This is a genomic window from Streptomyces sp. NPDC030838, assembly GCF_055572035.1.
The window spans coordinates 77165-99617 of record NZ_JBVIED010000018.1 but is presented as its reverse complement, the minus strand read 5'-3'; the positions used below and the strand labels follow the sequence as shown (position 1 = coordinate 99617).

Genomic DNA, 22453 nt, shown 5'->3' with positions numbered 1-22453 from the left:
GGTAACAATGAGCTACGATCCTCAATCGTCTCCGGTGGGCCGCGCGCCCGCCCGCCGCCCACCTCCGTAGGAGCCCATGCACCCCGACAACGAACCCGTCTGGAGCCCGCCCGCCGACGCCAAGGAACAGCCCCGGCAGGTGCGCCGGATCCTCGCGCTCTTCCGCCCCTACCGCGGCCGGCTCGCCGTCGTCGGCCTGCTGGTCGGCGCCTCCTCGGTGGTCTCGGTGGCCACACCCTTCCTGCTGAAGGCGATCCTCGACGTCGCGATCCCCGAGCGGCGCACCGGCCTGCTCACCCTGCTCGCCCTCGGCATGATCCTCAGCGCCGTTCTCACCAGCGTCTTCGGCGTCCTGCAGACCCTGATCTCCACCACCGTCGGCCAGCGCGTCATGCACGATCTGCGCACCGCGGTCTACGGCCGCCTCCAACGCATGTCGCTGGCGTTCTTCACGCGCACCCGCACCGGCGAGGTCCAGTCCCGCATCGCCAACGACATCGGCGGCATGCAGGCCACCGTCACCTCCACGGCCACCTCGCTGGTCTCCAACCTCACCGGCGTCACAGCGACGATCGTCGCGATGCTCGCTCTCGACTGGCGGCTGACCGTGGTCTCGCTGCTCCTGCTGCCGGTCTTCGTGTGGATCAGCCGGCGGGTGGGCAACGAACGCCGGAGGATCACCACCCAGCGCCAGAAGCAGATGGCCACCATGGCCGCCACGGTCACCGAGTCCCTGTCGGTCAGCGGCATCCTGCTCGGCCGCACCATGGGCCGCGCCGAGTCGCTGACGAAGTCGTTCGCCGACGAGTCCGAGCGCCTGGTCGACCTGGAGGTGCGCTCGAACATGGCGGGCCGCTGGCGGATGGCGGTCATCACGATCGTCATGGCCGCGCTGCCCGCCGTCATCTACTGGACGGCCGGCCTCGCCCTGGCCCTCGGCGGGCCCGACGTCTCCCTCGGCACGATCGTCGCCTTCGTCTCCCTCCAGCAGGGCCTGTTCCGTCCGACCGTCAGCCTGCTCGGCACCGGCGTGCAGATCCAGACCTCGCTCGCGCTCTTCCAGCGCATCTTCGAGTATCTCGACCTGCCGATCGACATCACCGAGCGCGAGCACCCGGTCCGCCTCGACAAGGTCAAGGGCGAGGTCCGCTTCGAGGGCGTCGCGTTCCGCTACGACGACGAGGGCGCCCCCGTCCTCGACGACATCGACCTCACCGTGCCGGCCGGCGGCAGCCTCGCGATCGTCGGCCCGACCGGCGCCGGCAAGTCCACGCTGGGCTATCTGGTGCCGCGGCTGTACGACGTGACGGGCGGCCGGGTCACCCTCGACGGCGTCGACGTGCGCGACCTGGACTTCGACACCCTCGCGCGCGCGGTCGGCGTGGTCTCCCAGGAGACGTACCTCTTCCACGCGACCGTCGCCGACAACCTGCGCTTCGCCAAGCCCGACGCCACCGACGAGGAGCTGTACGCGGCGGCCCGCGCGGCCCAGATCCACGACCACATCGCCGCCCTGCCCGACGGCTACGACACGGTCGTCGGCGAGCGCGGCCACCGCTTCTCCGGCGGCGAGAAGCAGCGCCTGGCCATCGCCCGGACCATCCTGCGCGACCCGCCGGTGCTGATCCTCGACGAGGCGACCAGCGCCCTGGACACCGGCACCGAGCACGCGGTGCAGCGGGCGATCGACGCGCTCTCCGCGGGCCGCACCACCCTCACCATCGCGCACCGGCTGTCGACCATTCGGGGTGCCGACCAGATCGTCGTCCTCGACTCCGGACGGGCGGTCGAACGGGGTACGCACGAGGAGCTGTTGGCGCTTCAGGGGCGCTATGCGGCGCTGGTGCGCCGGGATGCGCAACTGGAGCCGACAAGATGACGATATGCCGGGTTTGTGAGGTTGTGCGGGTTACCGTGCCCGCATGCAGAACAACACTCCGCCAGGGAGCAGGATTCGACTGACGCGCCGGGGCCGCGTGGCCCTCATCGCTTCCGGAGCCGTCGTGGCCGGCACCGCCGTGGCGGTGCCGCTGCTGACCCTCCAGGACGAGGAGGAGAAGAAGCCCGCGTCCCTCGTCATCCCCGAGGGCTGGCGCGCGTCCCAGGTCTACGAGGCCGTCGACAAGGCCCTCGAACTGCCGTCCGGAACGACCAAGAAGTCACTGACCAAGGCCAATCTGAAGCTGCCGCTCGACGCCGAGGGCAACCCGGAGGGCTATCTCTTCCCGGCGACGTACCCCCTGGCCGAGAAGACCACGCCCGAGCAGCTGCTGTCGGCGATGGTGGACACCGCGAACAAGAAGTTCAACGGCGCCCCGATCGCCGCCGGCGCCCAGCGCAACGCGATGAACGTCTACCAGGCCGTCACCATCGCCAGCATCGTCCAGGCCGAGGCCGCCACCAAGGCAGACATGGGCAAGGTGGCCCGGGTGATCTTCAACCGGCTGGAGCGCGGCATGCCGCTCCAGATGGACTCCACCATCAACTACGCGCTGAACCGGTCCACGCTGAGGACCACGCTGGACGACACCCGCATCGACAGCCCCTACAACTCCTACCAGCGCATGGGCCTGCCGCCCACGCCGATCGACAACCCGGGCGAGGAGGCGGTGCGTGCCGCGATCAGTCCCACGCCGGGCAACTGGCTGTACTTCGTCACGGTCAAGCCGGGCGACACCCGCTTCACCGCCGACTACGCCGAGCACCAGCGCAACGTGGCCGAGTTCAACGCACAGCAGAAGAAGCAGAGCCCGAAGCGCTGACCCGACGGGACATCACGCCGCGACCGGCTCCCCGGCCAGCAGCCGCCTGATGTCCCGTACGGCAGCGCGACCAGCCCGGTTGGCGCCGATGGTGCTCGCCGACGGGCCGTAGCCCACCAGATGGATCCGCGGATCGGCGACCGCGCGCGTCCCCTCGATCCGGATACCGCCGCCCGGCTCGCGCAGCCGCAACGGCACCAGGTGATCGATGGCGGCCCGGAACCCGGTCGCCCAGAGGATCACATCCGCCTCCACGCGTCGACGTCCCCCAAGCTCTCGGCTTCGCTCGAGCAGGGGGGACCCCCATGCCCACTCCACCCCCTCCGGGATGACCCGGTCGAACATCGGCTGCCGGTCCAGGACCCCGTCCGCCAGCCCCTGCCGGATCGCGTCGTTCAGCGGCAGCCCGGTGACCGACACCACACTCTTCGGCGGCAGCCCCTGCCGCACCCGCTCCTCGACCAGCGCGACCGCCGCACGGCCCGCGTTCTCGTCGAACGGCCCCTCCCGGAACACCGGCGGCCGGCGCGTCACCCAGGTGGTGGCCGCCGCGTACGGCGCGATCTCCAGCAGATGCTGCGTCCCCGAGGCACCCCCGCCCACCACGACCACCCGCTGCCCGGCGAACTCCTCGGGCCCCGGATACTGCGCGGTGTGCAACTGCCGCCCGCGGAAGGACTCCTGGCCCGGATAGCGCGGCCAGAAGGGGCGGTCCCAGGTGCCGGTCGCGTTGATCAGCGCCCGGGTCGCCCAGGTCCCCGCCGAGGACTCCACCAGCAGCCGCCCGTCCGGACCCTCCCGGACGGCCCGCACGTCCACGGGCCGCCGTACCCGCAGGTCGAAGGTCCGCTCGTACGTGGCGAAGTACTCGCTGATCACCTCCGACGACGGCCGCGCCGGATCCGCCCCCGTCAGCTCCATGCCCGGCAGCGCGTGCATCCCGTGCACCTTGCCGTACGTCAGTGAGGGCCACCGGAACTGCCAGGCGCCGCCCGGGCCGGGGGAGTGGTCCAGCACCACGAAGTCGCGGTCCGGTTCGAAACCGGACCTGCGCAGGTGAAAGGCGCCGGCCAGTCCGGCCTGACCGGCGCCTATGACGACTACCTCGACCTCGTGTGTGCTGTTCACGCTTCTCCCAACAGCGGCGAGGTCAGGGATCTTCCCCGGCCTGGTCCGCCCGAGGACAGCCCGGCGGGACGGTCATCCGGATTCCTTGTACACGCGGGGAGCGCTCGTCGACGCCGGGAGGTCGCCGTTGTACCGCGGGTCCACGAACCGGGAGAAGTCCACCTCGCGGGGGATCAGCTTCAGCCGGGCGAACGTGTCGGCGATCTTCTGCTCGGAGGCGATCAGCGGCTTGTCGACCGCGACCGGGACGCGGGGGGCGTAGGTGCGCTTCACCGCGGCGAGTGCCACCTCGTACGGCAGACCCGTCTCCTCGGCCCACACCTTCGCCCACTCCTCGGGGTGGTCGTACACCCAGGCGTAGGCACGGCGCAGCCGGTTCAGATAGTCCTCGACGGCCGCGGCCTTCTTCGCGTCCTTCAGCGCGCCCGGCGCCGCCACCTGGAAGGTCAGGCCGTTGGTGATGCCGTCACCGCTGGTCAGCACGCGACCCTGCTTCGCCTGGAGCACCTGCGAGGTGTACGGGTCCCACACCGCCCACGCGTCGACCTTGCCGGAGGTGAACGCGGCCAGCGCGTCGGCCGGCTGAAGGTACCTGACCTTCACGTCGGCGAAGCTCAGCCCGGCCGCCTCCAGCGAGGCGACCAGCTGGTAGTGCGCGGAGGAGCCCTGCGCCACGGCGACCGACCTGCCCTTGAGGTCCCGGGTGCCGGTCAGTTTCGAATCGTTCGGTACGAGGATGGTGTCGCCCCGGGACGTGCCGTGCCAGGCGGCCACCACCGTGATCCTCGACTCGGCGCCGGCGGCGAAGACGGGCGGGGTGTTGCCGACGCCGCCGATGTCCACGGCCTTGGCGTTGACCGCCTCCAGCAGCGGCGGACCGGACGTGAAGGTGGACCACTTGATCCTGTAGTCGAGGTTCTTCAGCTCCCCGGCGGCCCGCAGGACGGCCTCCGAACCGCCCTTCTGGTCACCGACGTTCAAGGTGAGGGAGCCCTGGCCGTCGGTGCCGTCACCCGTCGAGGTGCCGGCGGCCGAGGTGCCGCCGCAGGCGGTCAGCAGCAGGGCCAGCGGGAGCAGCAGGGCGGCGGGGGCGAGGCGTCGTCGCATGGTGGTTCCGTTCGTCATCGGGTGGTCAGGCGGCTTCCGCTGCGGTGTCGACGCCGAGCCGTTCCAGGAGTCCGGCACGCAGTCCGGCGAACCGGGGGTCGGTGATGTCGCGCGGGCGCTCCAGGTCGATCCGCTGCTCGTGCGCGATGACACCGCCGTCCATGACGAGCACCCGGTCGGCGAGCAGCACGGCCTCCTCGACGTCATGGGTGACCAGCACCACCGCGCAGCCCCGCCGCTGCCACACCTCGCCCACCAGCCGCTGGGCCTTGAGCCGGGTGAGCGCGTCGAGCGCCCCGAACGGCTCGTCGAGCAGCAGCAGATCGGGTTCGCGCACCAGCGCCCGGGCCAGCGAGGCCCGCTGTGCCTCGCCGCCGGAGAGGGTCTTGGGCCAGGCGTTCGTACGGTGGCCCAGGCCGACCTCGCCGAGCGCACGCTCGGCGACGGCGCGCTCCGGCCGGCCCGGCAGCCCGAGCAGCACATTGCGCCACACCCTCTTCCAGGGCATCAGCCGCGGCGCCTGGAAGGCCACCGCCTTGCGGCGCGGCACCAGCACGGTGCCCTCGATCTCGCGGTCGAGGCCCGCCAGCACACGCAGCAGCGTGGACTTGCCGCAGCCGCTGCGGCCGAGCAGGGCCACGAACTCGCCGGGCCGGACATCGAGCCGGAGGTCGTCGAGGACGGCACGTCCGTCGAAGGAGCGGCGCAGCCCCTCCACATGGACGGCCCGGGCCGGGGTCACCGGCCGGTGAACGTCGGTCGCCATTGCAGCAGCAGCCTTTCGAGGGAGCGGACGACGAAATCGGCGAGCAGGCCGAGGAAGGCGTAGACGATCAGGCAGACCACGATCACGTCGGTCCGCAGGAAGTCCCGTGCCTGCACCATGAGGAAGCCGATACCGGCGTCCGCGTTGATCTGCTCGGCGAAGACCAGCGCGAGCCAGGCGATGCCGAGCGAGTAGCGCAGACCCGTCAGCGCCCCGGGCAGCGCGCCCGGCAGCACGACGTGCCGTACCAGGCCCCACCGGGACAGGCCCAGGGACTCCCCGGCCTCGATCAGCTGGGCGTCCACGCCGCGGATGCCGGCGTAGACGTTCAGATAGAGCGGGAAGGTCACCCCGAGCGTGATGACGGCGATCTTCGGGGCCTCGCCGATGCCGAACCAGATGATGAACAGCGGGATGAGCCCCACGAACGGAACCGTCCGCAGCATCTGCACGGAGGCGTCCACCAGGTCCTCGCCGATCCTGAACAGACCGGAGACCAGGGCGAGTCCGGTGCCGACGAGGGTGCCGAGCAGCAGCCCGGCGGCGACCCTCTGGAGCGAGGTGCCCATGGCCGCGGGCAGCGAGCCGTCGGCGATCAGATCTCCGGCGACCTGGGCGATCCGGCCGGGGGAGGCCAGCACGTCGGAGGTCAGTACGCCGGTGGCGGACAGGATCTGCCACAGCGTCAGCAGCAGGAGCGGGCCGGTGGTGCGGCGCAGCCAGCGGGGGAGACGGGTACGGCGGGAGGAGGCGGGGAGGAGGGGTTCGAGGCCGGGGGTGGGGGCTTGGTCGCCGTAGGGGCCCTTTTGGTGGATTCCCGAAATATCGGGCTTAGTGGAATCGGGTGGGGCATGGCCGATGGTCATGGTGCTCCACGGTGGGGGAGGGAGACAGGGGTGCGGAGGAAGACAGGGGTACTGGGTACGCCTCGACGCCCGGCGTCACGCGTCATACGTCATGCCCCGGTCAGCGAACGCGGGTACACGAACGCGACCCGTAGGCAGGTGAGCCGGGGAGGGCAGCGAGAGAATGAAGAGGTGAAGAGGCGTCAGCGGCCGCGGCGACACGCGGCGGAGGCCACCCGCAGCAGGTCGATGTGACCGCGCGTGGTGAGCAGGGCTGAACACAACATGCCGCAGAACGTAGCCAGATGACCTGGTCACGGTCAACGGGCGTCTCGCCCACTGGACCCGCGGTATCAGGAGCCGGGCGGTCGGTCGGTCCGGGCACGCGCCCGATGGGCCAGGATGGAGGCATGTCAGATGCGTTCACCACCCGAGTGCTGCAGGTCGCCTCCGGCTCCACGGAGACCGTCGTCGACCTCACCCGCGACTGCGAGGCCTTCCTGGCGGAGACGGCCGCCGGGCGCGACGGGCTCCTCAGCGTCTTCGTCCCGCACGCCACCGCCGGCATCGCCATCATCGAAACGGGGGCGGGCAGCGACGACGACCTGCTCACCGCCCTGCACACCCTGCTCCCCGCCGACGACCGCTGGCAGCACCGCCACGGCAGCCCCGGGCACGGCCGCGACCACGTCCTGCCCGCCATCGTCCCGCCGCACGCCACGCTGCCCGTGCTGAACGGACGGCTCGAACTGGGCACCTGGCAGTCGGTGTGTCTGGTCGACACCAACCGGGACAACCCGAACCGTCAGGTCCGGCTCAGTTTCCTCGCGGGCTCCTGAGCGCCGTACGGCCGCACGCGCCACGCCGCTTCGGCTGGACCCCGCAGCCCCACGCCGCTTCGGCCGTGCCCCGCACGGCCGGCACCGCCGTCACGCCCGCGGCAGCGCCTCCAGGGCCTCCGGAAGGCCCGCCGGGTCGGTGCCGAGCTTGCGGTAGACGGCGGAGAGCAGCTGGCGCACCCCCTGCTCGGTGAGGTGCAGCTCCTTCGCGACCACCGGAGCCGGGTGGCCCTGGGCGGTCAGCTCCGCGGCCCGGCGCTCATGCGCGGTGAGCGTGTCCGTCTGGGCGTACCGCAGGGGCAGCGGCCGCAGCCCGGCGGTCGACAGCTCCTCCCTCGCCCGGGCGGCCAGTGCCTCCGCACCGCAGTGGACTGCGACCTCCAGGCCCTGGTAGAGCCGGTCGGCGGCGTCGTGCAGCCGGCCGTCGCGGGACAGCGCGGCGCCGTGCCCGACCAGCGCCCGGGCCAGCTCGTACGCCGACGGCGACTGCTCCAGGTGCTCCACCGCCTCCGCGTACAGCTCCAGCGCCGCCCGCCCGCCGGTCACCTCGGCCTCGGCGCGCAACGCCTGACCGATCACGGACGCCGCGCCGAAGTCCCGGGCGTGCGCCACGGCCTCCCGGGCGACCCGCACGGCCCGCTCCGGCGCGGTCCGGGCCAGCGCGGCCGACAGATCCAGCCGCCAGGGGCACCATGAGGGGTTGCGCCAGTCCCGCTGGTCCAGCCACTCGCCGACCTCGGACAGGAGCTGGGCGGCTTCGGCGCGGCGGCCTTCGGCGAGGAGGAGTTCGGCGTAGACGGTGCGCGGATCGGGGTAGATGACGGCGCTCGGCACCACGCGGCCGTACAGGTGGTGCTCGTCGGCGACCTCGCGGGCGGCAGTCGTCTGTCCGCGGGCCAGGAGCGTCTCGATGAGGACGCCGACGGCGAACCACTGCGCGGGCACGGCGCCTTCGACCCGCTCGGCGGTGCGCAGGCCCTCGCGCACCCAGTGCTCAGCCCCGATGAGGTCGCCCCGGCGATAGCGGATGTACCCGAAGAGCGTCTGGCCGAGGGCCAGATGGGAGCCGCGCCAGCCCTTCGACTGGCACTCGGCCATGCCCTTGGTGAACAGCTCCTCGGCCCGCCGCGGCTGGTCGCAGTACATGAACGCCAGGGCCACCGACACCGGCACCTCGAAGCCCCGGTTCTCGTCGGTCCAGCTCATTCCGCCGCGCAGGGCGTCCTCGGCACAGCGGAGGACGGATCGCCGTGGCTCGCCGTGCAGCAGGGAGTCCCAGGCCCGCAGGCCCAGGATCCAGCGCTCCTCAGGGCCGCGTCCGGTCAGCCGCTCGGCCAGCCGGGTCAGCCTGCGGGAGCGGGCGGCGGAGTCGCGTGCGTCGGTGCGGAGCATGCTCCAGACGAAGTGATCCGCCTGCATCCGCAGCCGGATCCGGGGATGTTTGGTCTTCTGTGCCTCCTCCTCGGCCACGGTCGCCGCCTCGGCCATCCGGTCGGTGTGGGCGAGCGCCTGGGTCAGCCGGTAGACGATGGAGGCACGCAACTCGGGGTCGAGAAAGGGTTCCGCCAGCGCCTCGCGCAGATGACTGATCGTGGCCGTCGGCTCGATGAGGAAGGTGGCGCCCGCCAGTTCGTGCAGGAGCCGGGCACGCTGTTCGGGCAGGGGCGGCTCCTGGAGTGCCCGGGTCAGCAGTTTGCGGGCGGCCTCCGGAGCCCCGGCCCGGAGGTATTCGTACGCGGCCTCCCGGAGGCTCTCGACCGCCTCCGGCTTGCCTTCGCAGGGCACCTCCATCAGGTGGCGGGCGGCGGCGGCCGGGCCGTAACCCGCCGCGCGGACGGCCAACGCCGCCGAGTTGTGGAAGCCGCTGCGGAAGTGCGGGGGGATGGAGCGGTAGATCGTCGTCTCGATGATCGGATGCGCGAAGTCCAGTTCGCCGTTGGGCGTCTCGCCCTCGGCCAGGATGCGCGCGGCGCGCAGCTTCTCGATCGCCTCGGCGGCGGCCTGGCTGCCGACCGCGGCGAGCGTGGTCGCGATGTCGGGTGAGAACGGGGAGCCCAGGACGGCCGCCGCGTGCGTGAATCGCACGGTGGTCGTGCCGAGCAGCTTCAGCCGGTCGAGCAGGCCCGGGCCCTTGACCGCGGCGGCGAGGTCCCGCATGGCCGGCAGGTCGTCCCGGCTGCCCTTCAGGTTCCGTTCGGCGAGTCCGACGGCGAGCTCGACGGTCTCGAACGGGCTGCCGCCGGTGGCCGAGCAGCACTCGGCGCAGAACTCGTCCTCGGCCTGCTCGCCCACTTCCTCCCGCACGATCCGCGCCACGGCCTCGGTGCTGAGCGGGGCGAGCGAGTAGGGGCGGCTTCCGTGGTCCTCGACCAGGGCTTTGAAGGCGGAAGCCTCGGGCGGCAGTTCGGCGGGCCGGTAGGCGGCGATGATCAGCAGCGGAAGGTCCGCGACGCGCGGGGCGAAGGAGGTGAGCCAGCTCAGGGACTCCAGATCGGCCCAGTGCAGATCGTCGAGGAGCAGGGCGAGAGGGGCCTTCTTCACCGCGAGGCGGGTCATCACCCAGTCCAGCCCGTCGCGCACCCCGGTCGGGTCCGGCAGCCCGTTGTCCGCCGCCTCCAGACCGAGGGCCGGGGCGACGATGGGATACCAACTTCCCAGGAACCTGCGCAGTTCGGACTCGTCCATCGCTGCCAGTGCGGGCTGGACGAGCTGGCGGACCAGACGGAACGCCAGATCCTGCTCAGACTCCCCGCCACGGCACGAGAGCACGGTGAATCCACGGCCCGTGGCGCGGGCGCGCGCCACGGTGAGGAGCGCCGTCTTGCCCATCCCGCCGGGACCGGTGAAGGCCAGCAGCCCGCCACGACTCGGTGTGACACCGTGGGCCGGGGCCCGCAGCTTCGACAAGGCGGCATCGAGCGCTTCGAGTTCCCTCTGGCGTTCGAACAACGGCCGGGAATGGGTGATCGATTGCCGTGACACAGGCGCCATGTGCCCTACCGCTTCCTGTCGCTGGTCCTCGCAGGCAGGCTGAGCGTACGCCCTGAAGGACACCCGATTGGCCGCATTGGGACAGGACAAGGACAGGGATGGGTGAATCAACGGCTTCAGGAGTTTGACGGCCCGCCCGTCTGGTAATGCCATATGACTGGCCCCCGTGAGGGAGCCAGTCACCGACATTCACATCAGCACGGGCGTGGTGGTCGCCTCCGCGTAGCGCGGGACGGTGCGGGACCAGTAGTAGCACCCCCGTATCCAGCCGATCATGCCCTCCACGTAGCCGATGCCGGCCGGGCTCAACTCCGGCTCGAACTCCGCGTAGAGCTGCTCGAACTCACTGATCGTGCTGTTGATCTGACGAATGGCCCGGGTGACGGCCGCCGGCAGCGAGCAGTGGTGTGCGTGCCGGTGGGCGAGGGCCAGGTTGATCATCTCGCCCGCCCGCTGCTCCTTCACCGCGGAGAACAGATCGGGGATCCAGACGGCCGCGTCGGCGGACAGCCGCTCCAGTCGCCGCATGACCGGATGATGCAGCTCGGTGGGGCTCAGTTCGCGGGACTGCGCCGCCTCGCACAGCGGGTAGAACGGCTCGACGCCCGCGGTGAGCGAGCGGATCGAGGTGCACAGTTCGATCCGCAGCGGCGCGGCGCGGGTCTGCGCCACCGCCTCGTACAGCAGACCGTGGACGTACTCGCGGCTCTTCCAGGCCCACCGGGCGGCCTGCGCCGGCGTGCACCGCTCCCTGACCTGGCGGTACAGGTCGGTCAGGGCCACCCCGAGGGTGGTGCTGGGTGCCGCGCCGTCGCGCAGGATCGCGATGCTCTCGCAGAGCATCGGCAGCAGCCGCTCCGGCCGGTGGCGGCCGACCGCCTCCGCTTGGTCGTCGTAGATGAATTGGTAGGCGATCTGATTGGCCACGATCTGGAGCATTCCGGAATCCATGGCCGAGCTGTTGAAGGAGGCCAGCTCGGCGGGCCGGGTGTACTCGATCATTTCCGGAATGCCCGGTTCCTCGCTCAGTCCGCACTCCCGCAACCATTTCTCCACCCCCTCCGCCGCTTCCGCCTCATGCCGGTTCCGCTGGAACGGAAAGGGCATATAGAGATGCGCGTCGATCAGCTCCTTCAGGCTGGAATTGCGAATTCCGCCCTGCCGGGGGACCGTGATTTCCTCATGCGTCGTCGACACCGTTGTCACCTGCCATTCGGGAGTCCGGTACGCGGATCGTCGTGCGATGCGCGGTGCCGACCCGCTCGCGCGTGCGCGGTACGCAGGTCATCCGCAGTGCCCTCGGCCCCAGCGTCACCGCGGGGCGGGAGTCGTGGGCCGGGCCGGGCCGGTGGGTCAGCCGCCAGCGGGCCGCGATGGTCGCCAGGGCGAGCGTCGCCTCCGTCATGGCGAAGCCGTCGCCGAGGCACTTGCGACTGCCCGCGGCGAACGGCACCAGGGCGTGGTCCCGCTCGGCGGCGGTCGATCCCGGCAGCCAGCGCTCGGGAAGGAACCGCTCGGGGTCCGGGAAGGACGCGGGATCGTGGTGCAGCAGATACGGGCTGTACAGCACGGTCGTTCCCCGGGGGAGCCGGCGGCCCGCCAGCTCGGTGTCCCGGGTGGTGAGGCGGGTGAAGAGCCAGCCCGGCGGGGAGTGGCGCAGCGTCTCGGTGACGACGGCGCGGGTGTAGTCGAGCCGGGGAAGGTCCCCGGGTCCGGGTCGCCGCCCGGCGGCCGGCACCGTGTCGATCTCGGTGTGCAGCCGGCGCTCCGCGTCCGGGTTCCGGGCCAGCAGGCTGAATGCCGAGGTCAGGCACAGGGCGGTGGTCTCGACACCGGTGAGCAGCAGGGTGATGAGCTGGTCGTGGACCTCCCGATCGGAGACCGCCCCGTCCTCGTCGCTCTCGGCGGCGGCCAGCAGCGTCCCCAGCAGATCGTCGCGGTGGGCTCCGTCGCGGCGTCGCTCGGCGACCGCCTGGGCCACGATCGCGTGCAGCCGGTCGACGGAGCGCCGGTAGCGGCGGTTCGCGGGTATGGGGAACGCGAAGACGGCGTCGACCGGCACGATCGTCCGGAGGAACAGACCGCGGACGACATCCGCGAGGCAGTGCCGCACTTCGGCGTGGGTCGCCGCGTCGAGGGAGTCGGAGAACAGCACCCGGCTCATCACGCGTGCCGTCACGGTCATCATGGCCGCGCTGACGTCCACCTCCTGTCCGGCCCGCCAGCCTGCGGCCACGGACTCGGCCTCCTCGCCCATCAGCTCCGCGTGGCCGGCCACGCGGGAGGGGCGGAAGGCGGGCTGGAGCAGCCGGCGCTGTCGGCGGTGCCGCTCGTGCGGACAGGTGACGACGCCGTCGCCCATCAGCGAGCGGAGTCTGTCGTACAGCGAGCCCCCCTTGTCGAACGTCTGCGCGTCCAGCAGCATCCGGTGCACCAGCTCCGGGTGGCAGACCACCCAGGCGCGCTGCGGCCCCAGCCGCACCTCCACCAGATCCCCGCGCGCCGGCAAAGAATTCAGAAACGCCAGCGGTCGGCGGAACAAGGCGATACCGTGGCCGAGCAGTGGGAATGCGCCAGGGGCACATCCCACTGTCCATGCCTGGTCTGGTTCCATAGCGGAACCGCTCATCGGATACCACCCGCCTCAGTCGAAACATGGAATTCGGTGATCATTCACCGAACGGCACTTGAATCATGTACTGCCCAGTTCAACCTGGTCGCGGATTGCGGAATCCTTTTTCCATGGGGGCGCACGGGTGCACGGCGAAGCACGGCAGGCATATGCGCGGAAAACCCAGGCGACGCAGGGGCTCGGCAGTGGCTCCGCGGGGGCTTCGGCCGGGGCTCACATACCGGATCCCCTGGGGCATCCGGCGCCCACTACCGAGCAGTGCGATCCGCTCCGGCAGACGTTCGGACCGGCAGACGTCCAGACCGGCGCGGCCGGTCAGCGGCAGCGCGTCCCGCCGGACGGACCGCAGTTCGTCCGGCGGGACGGCGGCGGCATCAGCCGGAAGACTCGCTGGGCCGCTCCTCGCCCAGCCGCTCCCGGAACCAGTCGCCGGCCACGGCGGCCACCTCCTCCAGGGCGCCGGGCTCCGGGAACAGGTGTGTGGCCCTGGGGACGACATGGATCCGGTACGGCACCGACAACCGCTCCGCCGCTTCCTCGTTGAGCCCCAGCACCATCTCGTCCGCTCCGCCCACGATCAGCAGCACCGGCGCCTCGACCTGCGGCAGATGGTCGCCTGCCAGATCCGGCCGTCCGCCCCGGGAGACCACCGCGTACACCCGCTCCGGCCGTTCCGCGGCGGCCACCAGCGCGGCGGCGGCGCCCGTGCTCGCCCCGAACAGACCCACCGGAAGATCCTCGGTCTCGGGCTGCCGCTCCATCCAGTCGATCGCGGCCACCAGCCGTCGGGCCAGCAGGCCGATGTCGAAGCGGTGCTCGGCCGTCCGGATGTCGTCCTGCTCCTCGCGCTCGCTCAGCAGGTCCAGCAGCAGCGTGCCCAGCCCCACCCGGTTCAGCTCCCGGGCCACCGCACGGTTGCGCGGACTGTGCCGGGAGCTCCCGCTGCCGTGCGCGAACAGCACGACCGCCGGGATCTCGTCGCCGGGCACCACCAGATCCCCCGCCAGTGCCACCTCATGGGCGGGCACCGTCACCATCTCGGAGATCATCCGCCTCACCTCCGGCTCTCCGCCGGCAGCCCACCTCCGGCTTTCAGCCGACAGTCGATAACCGGGCCTGGCCCCCTGCGGCCGGTCCGTCCCTCAGCGGGTCCGCTCGTCCGCCGACTCCTCGACACCCGTCAGCGGCTCGCCGCTCGCCGTCCCGCCGGACGGGCCGTACCCCTCCGCCGCGCTCGCCGTGCCCGGCACCACCCGCTCACGGGCCTGGCTCTCCTGGCCGGAGTGGGCCCCCGGCTCCTCCTCGTCACGGGCACGCGCGTACGCGTCCTGCCCTTCCACGCCCTGCCCCGGCGGAGCCTGCGTCACCTCTTCGACGTCGTCCACCCGCTCGCCCTCCGCCTGGGAGGGAGTGGTGCGCGGCGGATCGTAGGTGCCGGTGACGTCGTCGCGTTCGCCCTCGGCCTGGGACGGTGTCTGCTCGCTCATCATGTGCCTCCCGACGTCCGGTCGGTCCCCCCGTGTACCCGGTCCGGCCGAGCCCCATGCGAGGTCCCGGGCACACACCAGCCCGCCGCGAGCAGCGCGGCGCCCGACCGGGTCAGGGGAGTGTCGGCACGGCCCAGCGCGTGCGCCGCATCCAGCACCGCCGCGAGCCCCGGCCGGTCGTACCGCTGCACGCACACCACCAGCAGCGGATCCAGCTGAACGCCCCACACGGCCCGCTCCTCCACGGAGGCCCCCGGCACCGCGCCACGCACCGCCTCCGCCCAGCGGCGCACCGCCTCCGGAGCGGGGTCGGCGGGGAAGGGGCCCGGCTTCTCGCCGACGGCGGCCCCGGACGGATCCGGGTTCCTGTCACCGGCGGCCGGGGACCCACCCGCCTCCGCAGCGCCGGCGCCGGCGGACCCACCATCCTCCGCAGTGTCGGCGCCGGTGGACCCACCATCCTCCGCACCGCCGACAGCCGACGACGAGCCCGCCCCCGCCCAGCGGCCATCCTCTGCCCTCACCGCCCCCGAGCACAGCCGTACCGCCGCCGCGAGCCCCGTGGCCAGCGTTGTGTGGTAGCAGGTGCCGAAGAGATACGCCGCGGCCTTCTCGCCGCTCAGCGGGGTCGGGCCGGTCAGCAGGGCGGGGCGGTGGACCGGGCCGGGGACCGCCCCGTCGGGCCGCTGGGCGCGGGCCAGCGCGGTCCAGGCCCGGGTCGGCAGTGAGTCGTCCGGCCCGCCCGCCAGGTCCGTGCAGAGCAGCAGCTCCGCCACGAGGTCCAGGTGGCCACGGGCGAGCTGCGCGGCCAGCAGCAGCGCGATGGTCTCGGCGGGCGCGGGCGGGCCCGGTGGCAGGGGGCGGGCGCCGAAGTCGGTGGCGTAGAACAGGGCGTGTGTGAAGGCGTAGACCTCGCTCTCGTCGAGGGCCAGCGGGTCTGCGCCCAGCCCCGGCAGGCTCTGCCGGTACAGAGCCGTCCGGTCCGGCAGCCCGGGCGGGGCGGGGAGGCCGTACCGGTCGAGGAAGCAGCGCAGCTCCAGGCGGTTCAGCACCGGCCGGTGCGGACGGGCGTGCCCGCCGGCGCCCACCGCGAGCAGCGCCCGGCAGTCCCGGCGCAGCTCCGGTCTGGGGCGGCCCAGCAGCTCCAGCAGCGCGACCAGGTTGAGGTGGTACGGGAAGTACGGGTCGGCCCGGCGCAGACCCGTCACGAACTCGGGATCGTCGACGATCCGCTCCGCGAGGTCGAGGGCCCCGGCCCGCAGCCCGGCGTGCTGCGGAAGCGACAGCCGCGGCACCCGGTCCAGGAGCCGCAGAAACCCCAGCAGCTCCAGCAGCGGGCCGGGCCGGAACGGGCGGCGCGGCAGCCGCCGCTCCCACACGGCCGGGTCGAACCAGTCCAGGTGCCCGGTCAGCCAGCCGACCACCCCTTCCAGGACCAGGCCCGCCGTCACGTACAGATCGTCGGCGTCCTCCCGCCTCACCGGCCGCTCCGCAGCCGCAGCAGCCCCAGTGCCAGGGCCAGGACCGCGCCGAGGGCCCCGAAGTCGGCCCACCACGGCAGGATGCCCGGGCCGCCCAGCAGGCTCTGCCGGGCCAGGTCCACCGCGTACGTCATCGGGTTGAGGTGCATGGCCGCGGCCAGCCAGCCCGGGGCGTCCGCCGGGCTGAACACCGAACCGGACAGGAACAGCATGGGGAACATGGCCAGCTGCACCGTCGCCTGCAGCGTCTGCACCCGCTCGATCAGCGTCGCCAGACACAGCCCGATGACGCTGAACACCGCGGCGCTCAGCGCGAAACAGGCGGCGGCCGCCGCGAACCGGGACGGTGTCAGCGGCACCCCGGCGAGCGGGCTGAAGGCGAGCATCAGCACGCTCTGCGCCGTGACCATCCCGGCGCCCGCGGCCACCTTGCCGAGCGGCAGACAGATCCGCGGCACCGGCGCCACCAGCAGCTCCCGCAGCACGCCGTACTCGCGGTCCCAGGCATACGTCTGGCCGGAGGCGACACCGACCGACACCACCTGGATGGCGATGAGCCCCGGGAAGACGTACGCGCTGAACGGCACCCCGGGGCGCACGGCGCCGATCATGCCGTCGAAGCCGACGGCGTAGACCAGCACGAAGAACAGGATCTGCGCCGCCTGGCTGACCAGCAGACCCGGCCGCTTGACCTGGCGCAGCAGATCCCGGTGCGCGATGACCGCGACGGCCCGCGCGCCCGCCGCCAGCCGCTCCGCCGGAGTGTCCGCCCCGACCGGGAAGGAGAGGGTCACCGGGTGCTCACCCGCCCCTCGTCGGCCGCCGCCAGATAGACGTCGTTCATGGACGGATGCCGTACGGCGAGGGTGAGGCCGGGGACGTCCAGGGCGCGCACCACGTCGGCGACCCGGCGCTCCGGGTCCTGGCAGTGCACGACGACGCCGTCCGGGCCGGTCAGCGGCGCGAACCCGGCCGCGCGCAACTGGGCGGCGGCCCGCGCGTCGTCGGCGCTGCTCACCACGATGCGTGAGGAGTCCAGGCTGCTCTTCAGCCGCGCGGCACTGCCCTGCCGGACCACCCGGCCGTCGCGCAGGATCACGATCTCGTCGGCGTACTCGGCCTCGTCCATGTAGTGCGTGGAGTACAGGACCGTCACGCCCAGCTCGTCCCGCAGCCGGGTCAGGTCCGCCCACACCGTGCTCCGGGCGCTCGGGTCCAGGCCGTTGGTCGGCTCGTCGAGCAGCAGCAGGCCCGGCCGGTGCAGCAGCGCCCGGGCGATCTCCACGCGCCGCGCGAGGCCGCCGGACAGCTCCTCGACCGGCTGCCGGGCCCGGTCCTGAAGCCCGAACAGCTCCAGCATCAGGGCGATCCGGCCGCGCGCGTCGGCGCGGCGCATCCCGAACAGCCGGGCGTGGAACCACAGATTGCGTTCGACGGACAGCTCCTTGTCGAGGGTGCGTTCCTGGAAGACCAGGCCCAGCGCGCGCCGGGCCGCCATGGGGGAGCGGCGCACGTCGTGGCCGAAGATCCGCACGCTGCCCGCGTCCGCGCGGGCCGCCGTGGACAGCACCCGCAGCAGACTCGACTTACCGGCGCCGTTCGGGCCGAGCAGCGCGGTGATCCGCCCCGGCGGGGAGACGACGTCGACGCCATGTACGGCGGTGACCTTGCCGTACCGCACGACCAGCCCCCGCACCTCGTACGCCGGTACGCCCGCCGCGCCCGCCACCGACGCCCCGCCGGTCACCCCCGTCCCGCCGGTCATGCCAGCCCCAGACAGCGGTCCCACGGCAGCGGTTCGTGCCGTACGGGCAGCAGCGCCAGGGCCACCCCGGCGGCTCCCTCCAGCATCCCGGCCACGTCCAGCGCCCGGTGCGGCACCGGCGAGCGCGCGGCCGCCGGAAACCGCATCAGATGGCGGAACCCGAACGGGGCCTCCTCGTCCAGGCCCTCCAGCACCTTGCCGACGAGCCGGTCGCGGCCCGCAAGCAGCATCGGATCCGGCTCGGTGGCCGCGACGCGGGAGACGACCGCGAGCAGCCCGGAGAAGCCATGGCACACCGTCGGCCCGTCCACCGCCCACCGGCGCTCGTCCCGGCGCAGCGCCGCGCGCAGCCCCTCCACGGCGGCGGCCCGCCAGTGCGGCTGCCCGAACATCCGGCCCGCGCGGTGCAGCGCCGCGGCGACCCCAGGGGTGCCGTAGCACCACGCCGTACGGGTGAACAGGGTCGGCGGCCGGTCGGCTGCCGTCTCGTCGTCCCAGCTCACGCGCGCCGGCCAGTAGGGCCCCGCCTCGTCGTGCAGCGTCCAGCCCAGCAGCCAGCGCGCGATCCGGTGCACCGCCTCCTCCAGCCCCGGCACGTCGTGACCGCGCTCCGCCGCCGACGCCAGCACGGCGAGCGGCCCGGCGATCCCGTGCGCCATGCCGAGGTTGAAGTCGCCCCGGGGATACGTGCGCCGGTCCCGCTCGCTGATCTGGAGCCCGGCCGGCACCCACCAGCCGGGCACGGTGTGCCGGACCGGACACGCCACCGTCACCGGCTCGCTGACCGTGACCAGATGCCGCAGCGACGCCGTCAGCGCCTCCGTCACCTCCGGGCACCGCTCGGCCGGGTCCTCGGCCGCGTCGAGCAGCAGCCGCGCGGTGCCCGACAAGCCGTTGACGAGGTCGTACGACGCCCAGTCCACGCCCTGCTCGCCCCGCGCCGCGCGCTCCCGGAACACGGCGATCCGCTCCCGCTGGTCGCGCGCGACCCACTCCGCGAGGCGGCGCCGCAGCGACGCGTAGTGGCCCGCGCCGCCCGCGCAGGTCTGGGCCGCGGCCAGCAGCGCCGTCGGCCCGGAGAACAGCCCGCGGCTCGGCGCGGCGGCCATCGCCTCTCCGGCGGCGGCGAGATGACGGTGCGCCACCGCACGCCAGGAGTCGTCCACGCGGGCCAGCTCCCCGTACAGCAGCGCGGTCCCGGGCAGGCCGTTGGCGAGGGTGAGCGGCCCCCACATCACCGCGTCGTACACGGGGTCCCGGTTGTCGTCCCGGGAGGCCACGGCGGCGACCGCGCCGGGGTCCGCGAGCCGCCGCGCGACCAGCGTGACGGCCCGCTCGGCGGTCTCGGCCACGGCGGGGGAGCGGTGCCCGAGGGCGACGGAACTCATGACAGGTGCCTCCGGCGGTTGAGCTGGTCCTGTACGGCGCCCCGGGCGATGCCGAGCACGGCCGTCTCCCGCGCGGTCGAACCGCCCAGCAGCCGGTTGCACACCATGTGCAGCAGACTGCCCACGACCCGCCCCTCCGGCGTACGCCCGCTCGCCCGGACGGCGCACGCCAGCCGCCGCACGGCAGCGTCCCGCTCGCGCAGCGCCGCCAGCACGGGCGCGCCCAGCAGATCGGCGGACAGCGCGGGCCAGCCGCCGTGGGGATCCACCAGGCGGCGCCACCCCGCGGCCCGCTCCCGGTAGGCCTCGGGCAGATCGCGCCGGGAACCGGTCAGGGACAGCCAGGCCGCCGCGCCGTCGTCGCCGCAGTCCTCGGCGAGCAGCGGATGCCCCGGCGCGGGCGCTCCGAACGCGTGGGCGAGGGCGGCGCAGGAGAGCACGGCGAGGTCGTCGGGCAGGACCCCGGACGGTCCGGAGCGGACGCCGGACCACGGGCCGCCCGGCACGGAACCGCGGACCTCGTGAGCCAAGCGCAGCAGCGCCACGGCCGCCTCGCTGTCGCGGTGGAACACCTCCTCGGCCGCCTCCAGCGCGTCCACGCCGCCGTACCGCTCCACCTCCGGGTCGTACGGCGCCACCACATGCCCGCGCACCAGCCCCTGCCCCTGCCACTCGGCCAGCAGCCGGCCCACCGCCGGGGCCACCTCGCCCCACAGCGCGGCCCGGCCGCCGTGCAGCCGCACCCGCAGATGATGCCCCGCCTCGTCGGTGTAGCGGAGGAAGAACCAGCGGTCGGCGCCGAGTTCGCGGGCCCGGTCGACCAGCCCGGGCAGCGCGGTGCGCAGGAGGTCGTCCTGGGTGCGCGCGGAGCCGTACACCTTCAGGGAGAGCCACTCGCCGCCGAGTCCGTGGACCGGGCGCCGCGGGGTGTGGTGGCCGGTGTAGGGGCGGTACGCCGGAGGGTGTGCCGCGCGGCGGGTGAGGGGCACGACGATCTCCGTGGTGTGCCCGGCCAGCGGGCTGTCCAGCAGGCCCTCGTGCTCGCCCGGCACCTCCTGGGCGATCAGCTCGGGGTGCCGGGGGAGCCGGTCGCGCAGCAGCTCACGGTGCCAGACCTGATCCAGGTCGAGCAGCAGCCGCTGGTCGGCCGTCACGGCGAGGACATGGCGCGGTACGTCCCACCGCTCCCGCCACGCGGCGACCGCGCGGTCCCAGGCGGCCCCGCGCGCCCCCCGCGCCACGCCCCGCAGCTCGTCCAGCCGCCACACGGCGCAGGCCAGCACGAACCGCCCGGAGCGGATCCTCGGCACGAACGGCGCCTGGGCGAGCGGGCCCCAGTTCCACGGCTCCCACAGCCGCTGCCCCTCGAGGCCGATCTCCCACAGCAGCCGCGCCGCGTTGGGCGCCTGGGCCGGGGCGCTCACCATGTTGCCCAGCACGGGCACGATTTCCCGGCCCGTCGGCAGGTGTACGGCGGTCAGCCGGTCCAGGGTCGCGCCGACGGCGATGTCCGCGAGCCGTAGCTCCTCGACACCGGCCGCGTCCGGGACACCGACGGAGATCCGGCGCCGGGTCGCGGGCACGGTGTGCGCCAGGTTGGCGGCCCGGCCCGACCGGGTCCGGAACGCCAGGTCCACCGCCATGGCGCCCTCCACGTGCACCGGCGTCTCCCGGTGCAGGGCCGCGAAGGATTCGCGCCAGCCGGGGTCCAGATCGGCGAACCGGGCGAGCGTGGCACCGGCCCGGTGGGACCCCGGAGAGGGCGAGAGGAAGACGAGGAAGTCCCCGTCCGTGAGCGCGTCCGCGTCGGCGGCCACCACCTGGACGGTGATCTCGCACGAGTTCTGCGCGACGGCGGGATCCACGGCCTGCGGGCACAACTCGGCCAACTCCGCGTCGCCGAGCACCATCTCGCGCCGCCGCTCGCGCAGCGCCGTCGCCGCCAGCCGCGCCATCGCCCGGTCGACGCCGACGTCACGCGGGTCCTCCAAGGGCACCGGGGCGGCCTCACCATTGGGCCAGCCGTACCCGGCCGGCGCCCCCAGTCCGGTCGCCGGATCGAGCAGCTCCAGCACCGGCACCAGCCGGTCGGCGCCGTACACGTCGAGAAAGCGCCGGTGCAGGTTGCGCAACGCCCACAGCCCCCGCTTCGGCCGCGACAGCCGGACCATCACCTCCGCCGCCCGCTCCACCTCGTCCCGCACCGCGTACGGCAGATGCAGCACCGCGTCCAGCCGGGTGTCCACGTGCACCGGCGTGTCGTCCGCCGCGATGGCGCGCGCGTCCGCCAGCAGCCGCCGCAGCCGCTCCCGCCCGGCACCGGGAGGCAGGGCGTCGTATGCGGCGCGCTCGCGGTCGAAGCGGCGCAGCGCCGCGCGGACGGACTCGGTGGCGGGAGAGGGATCCGCCACCGAGTCCAGGACCGCCCGCACCCACCGCAGCGGATCACCGCCGTCGAGCGGCGGACGCAACGAGGTGATCAGGATCTCCTGCCGGACCAGCTCCGCCAGCAACGCCCGCAGCCGGTCGCCCGGCGCCTTCGGGAACGCCGCGGCGAGCCGGTCCACGAGCACCGGATACGGCACCGGCGTACGCGCCTCCGCCACCGCGCGGGCCACGACCGGGGTGTGGCGCACGGACACGGTGGCCCGCCCCTCGCCGTCCGGCGCCGGCGCCGTCCCGAGCGTGGACGGGGCGGTGAGCACCAGCCGGTCGCCGCGCACCGTCAGCGCCTGGTGCGCCTGCACGGACAGCACCTCCAGCACCGCCGGGTCCTGCTCCAGACGGTGCGTCACCTTGGTCAGCCACTGAACGTCCGCGTGGGTCCGCGTGCGGTGCCCCGGCCCCCGGACCGCCTTGGCGGTGGCGTCGAACTCGCCCACGGCGACGCCGGCGAAGAGACCGAACGGCGTCGGCCGCGTCCGCATCCGGATGTCGTACCGCAGCACCGCCAACGCGGCCCGCCGCAGCCGTCCGGCCGTCAGCCCGGCGCGCCCTCGTGCCGCCACCCGGTGCACCAGCGCGCTGAGCGCCGGAGAGGCCAGCATGAGGGCCTCGTCGAGCAGGGGATCTGCGGCGGCGGCGCGCAGCAGCGCCGCGCAGGCGTCGGGGTCGTCCGGCGCGCTGCCGTCCCCGGGGAGGGGCAGCCCCGGCACGGAGGGCGCCACCGGCGCGCGGAGCAGGAAGACGTCGGCCGCGCGGAACAGCGTGTCTCCCAAGGCCTGCCCCCTTCTGCCGTCCTGTGTCGGTGTCGTGCGGATGG

The 22453-nt window shown here is 73.3% G+C and carries 18 protein-coding genes; 3 read left to right on the top strand and 15 right to left on the bottom strand.

Features of this window, described 5'->3' with window-relative positions; translation table 11 throughout:
• Positions 1 to 76 precede the first annotated feature (76 nt).
• Entirely contained in the window at positions 77 to 1879 is a 1803-nt protein-coding gene (locus tag ACZ42A_RS34740; protein WP_468531314.1) for an ABC transporter ATP-binding protein, read from the top strand.
• Between the two features lie 43 nt (positions 1880 to 1922).
• A complete protein-coding gene (mltG, locus tag ACZ42A_RS34735; RefSeq protein ID WP_468531313.1) occupies positions 1923 to 2762 on the top strand; it encodes an endolytic transglycosylase MltG in 840 nt (279 codons plus the stop codon).
• A 12-nt stretch (positions 2763 to 2774) separates the two neighbouring features.
• On the opposite strand, the gene ACZ42A_RS34730 is transcribed toward mltG, so the two are convergent.
• The 5 genes from ACZ42A_RS34730 to ACZ42A_RS34710 all read right to left on the bottom strand — a co-directional run bounded on the left by ACZ42A_RS34730 (position 2775) and on the right by ACZ42A_RS34710 (position 6895).
• Entirely contained in the window at positions 2775 to 3890 is a 1116-nt protein-coding gene (locus ACZ42A_RS34730; RefSeq protein ID WP_468531312.1) for an NAD(P)-binding domain-containing protein, read from the bottom strand.
• A 72-nt stretch (positions 3891 to 3962) separates the two neighbouring features.
• Positions 3963 to 4997 carry an ABC transporter substrate-binding protein gene (locus ACZ42A_RS34725; protein ID WP_468531311.1) on the bottom strand — a complete coding sequence of 345 codons (1035 nt, stop codon included), beginning with the start codon at positions 4995 to 4997 and terminating at the stop codon, positions 3963 to 3965.
• 25 nt (positions 4998 to 5022) lie between these two features.
• Positions 5023 to 5763, bottom strand: a complete 741-nt coding sequence (locus ACZ42A_RS34720; RefSeq protein ID WP_468531310.1) for an ABC transporter ATP-binding protein — start codon at positions 5761 to 5763, stop codon at positions 5023 to 5025.
• Positions 5736 to 6629: an ABC transporter permease gene (locus ACZ42A_RS34715; protein ID WP_468531309.1), complete on the bottom strand. Its 894-nt coding sequence runs from the start codon at positions 6627 to 6629 to the stop codon at positions 5736 to 5738. Before ACZ42A_RS34715 ends, ACZ42A_RS34720 begins: the two co-directional genes overlap by 28 nt.
• A 182-nt stretch (positions 6630 to 6811) precedes the next feature.
• Complete coding sequence (locus ACZ42A_RS34710) at positions 6812 to 6895, bottom strand: putative leader peptide (protein WP_374222749.1); 84 nt, start codon at positions 6893 to 6895, stop codon at positions 6812 to 6814.
• A gap of 123 nt (positions 6896 to 7018) precedes the next feature.
• Between ACZ42A_RS34710 and ACZ42A_RS34705 the strand changes: the two genes are divergently transcribed.
• Positions 7019 to 7447 carry a secondary thiamine-phosphate synthase enzyme YjbQ gene (locus tag ACZ42A_RS34705; RefSeq protein WP_468531308.1) on the top strand — a complete coding sequence of 143 codons (429 nt, stop codon included), beginning with the start codon at positions 7019 to 7021 and terminating at the stop codon, positions 7445 to 7447.
• A 90-nt stretch (positions 7448 to 7537) separates the two neighbouring features.
• On the opposite strand, the gene ACZ42A_RS34700 is transcribed toward ACZ42A_RS34705, so the two are convergent.
• From ACZ42A_RS34700 to ACZ42A_RS34655, 10 genes are all read right to left on the bottom strand, one after another.
• Positions 7538 to 10438 (bottom strand): ATP-binding protein, encoded by a 2901-nt coding sequence (locus tag ACZ42A_RS34700; protein ID WP_468531307.1) that lies wholly within the window; start codon positions 10436 to 10438, stop codon positions 7538 to 7540.
• 189 nt (positions 10439 to 10627) lie between these two features.
• Positions 10628 to 11635: a (-)-alpha-amorphene synthase gene (locus ACZ42A_RS34695; protein WP_468531306.1), complete on the bottom strand. Its 1008-nt coding sequence runs from the start codon at positions 11633 to 11635 to the stop codon at positions 10628 to 10630.
• Positions 11619 to 13052 carry a cytochrome P450 gene (locus tag ACZ42A_RS34690; protein WP_468531305.1) on the bottom strand — a complete coding sequence of 478 codons (1434 nt, stop codon included), beginning with the start codon at positions 13050 to 13052 and terminating at the stop codon, positions 11619 to 11621. Before ACZ42A_RS34690 ends, ACZ42A_RS34695 begins: the two co-directional genes overlap by 17 nt.
• 392 nt (positions 13053 to 13444) lie before the next feature.
• Positions 13445 to 14119 (bottom strand): dienelactone hydrolase family protein, encoded by a 675-nt coding sequence (locus tag ACZ42A_RS34685; protein ID WP_468531304.1) that lies wholly within the window; start codon positions 14117 to 14119, stop codon positions 13445 to 13447.
• Positions 14120 to 14212: 93 nt separating this feature from the next.
• Positions 14213 to 14557: a hypothetical protein gene (locus ACZ42A_RS34680; protein WP_468531303.1), complete on the bottom strand. Its 345-nt coding sequence runs from the start codon at positions 14555 to 14557 to the stop codon at positions 14213 to 14215.
• The gene (locus tag ACZ42A_RS34675; RefSeq protein WP_468531302.1) at positions 14557 to 16038 is read right to left on the bottom strand and encodes a DUF6895 family protein; all 1482 of its coding nucleotides are present in this window, start codon (positions 16036 to 16038) and stop codon (positions 14557 to 14559) included. Before ACZ42A_RS34675 ends, ACZ42A_RS34680 begins: the two co-directional genes overlap by 1 nt.
• Complete coding sequence (locus ACZ42A_RS34670) at positions 16035 to 16832, bottom strand: ABC transporter permease (RefSeq protein ID WP_468531301.1); 798 nt, start codon at positions 16830 to 16832, stop codon at positions 16035 to 16037. Before ACZ42A_RS34670 ends, ACZ42A_RS34675 begins: the two co-directional genes overlap by 4 nt.
• Positions 16829 to 17803, bottom strand: a complete 975-nt coding sequence (locus ACZ42A_RS34665; RefSeq protein WP_468531300.1) for an ABC transporter ATP-binding protein — start codon at positions 17801 to 17803, stop codon at positions 16829 to 16831. The genes ACZ42A_RS34670 and ACZ42A_RS34665 overlap by 4 nt, the downstream gene beginning before the upstream one ends.
• Positions 17800 to 19191, bottom strand: a complete 1392-nt coding sequence (locus ACZ42A_RS34660; protein WP_468531299.1) for a lanthionine synthetase C family protein — start codon at positions 19189 to 19191, stop codon at positions 17800 to 17802. The genes ACZ42A_RS34665 and ACZ42A_RS34660 overlap by 4 nt, the downstream gene beginning before the upstream one ends.
• Positions 19188 to 22409 (bottom strand): lantibiotic dehydratase, encoded by a 3222-nt coding sequence (locus ACZ42A_RS34655; protein ID WP_468531298.1) that lies wholly within the window; start codon positions 22407 to 22409, stop codon positions 19188 to 19190. The genes ACZ42A_RS34660 and ACZ42A_RS34655 overlap by 4 nt, the downstream gene beginning before the upstream one ends.
• Positions 22410 to 22453: the final 44 nt, after the last annotated feature.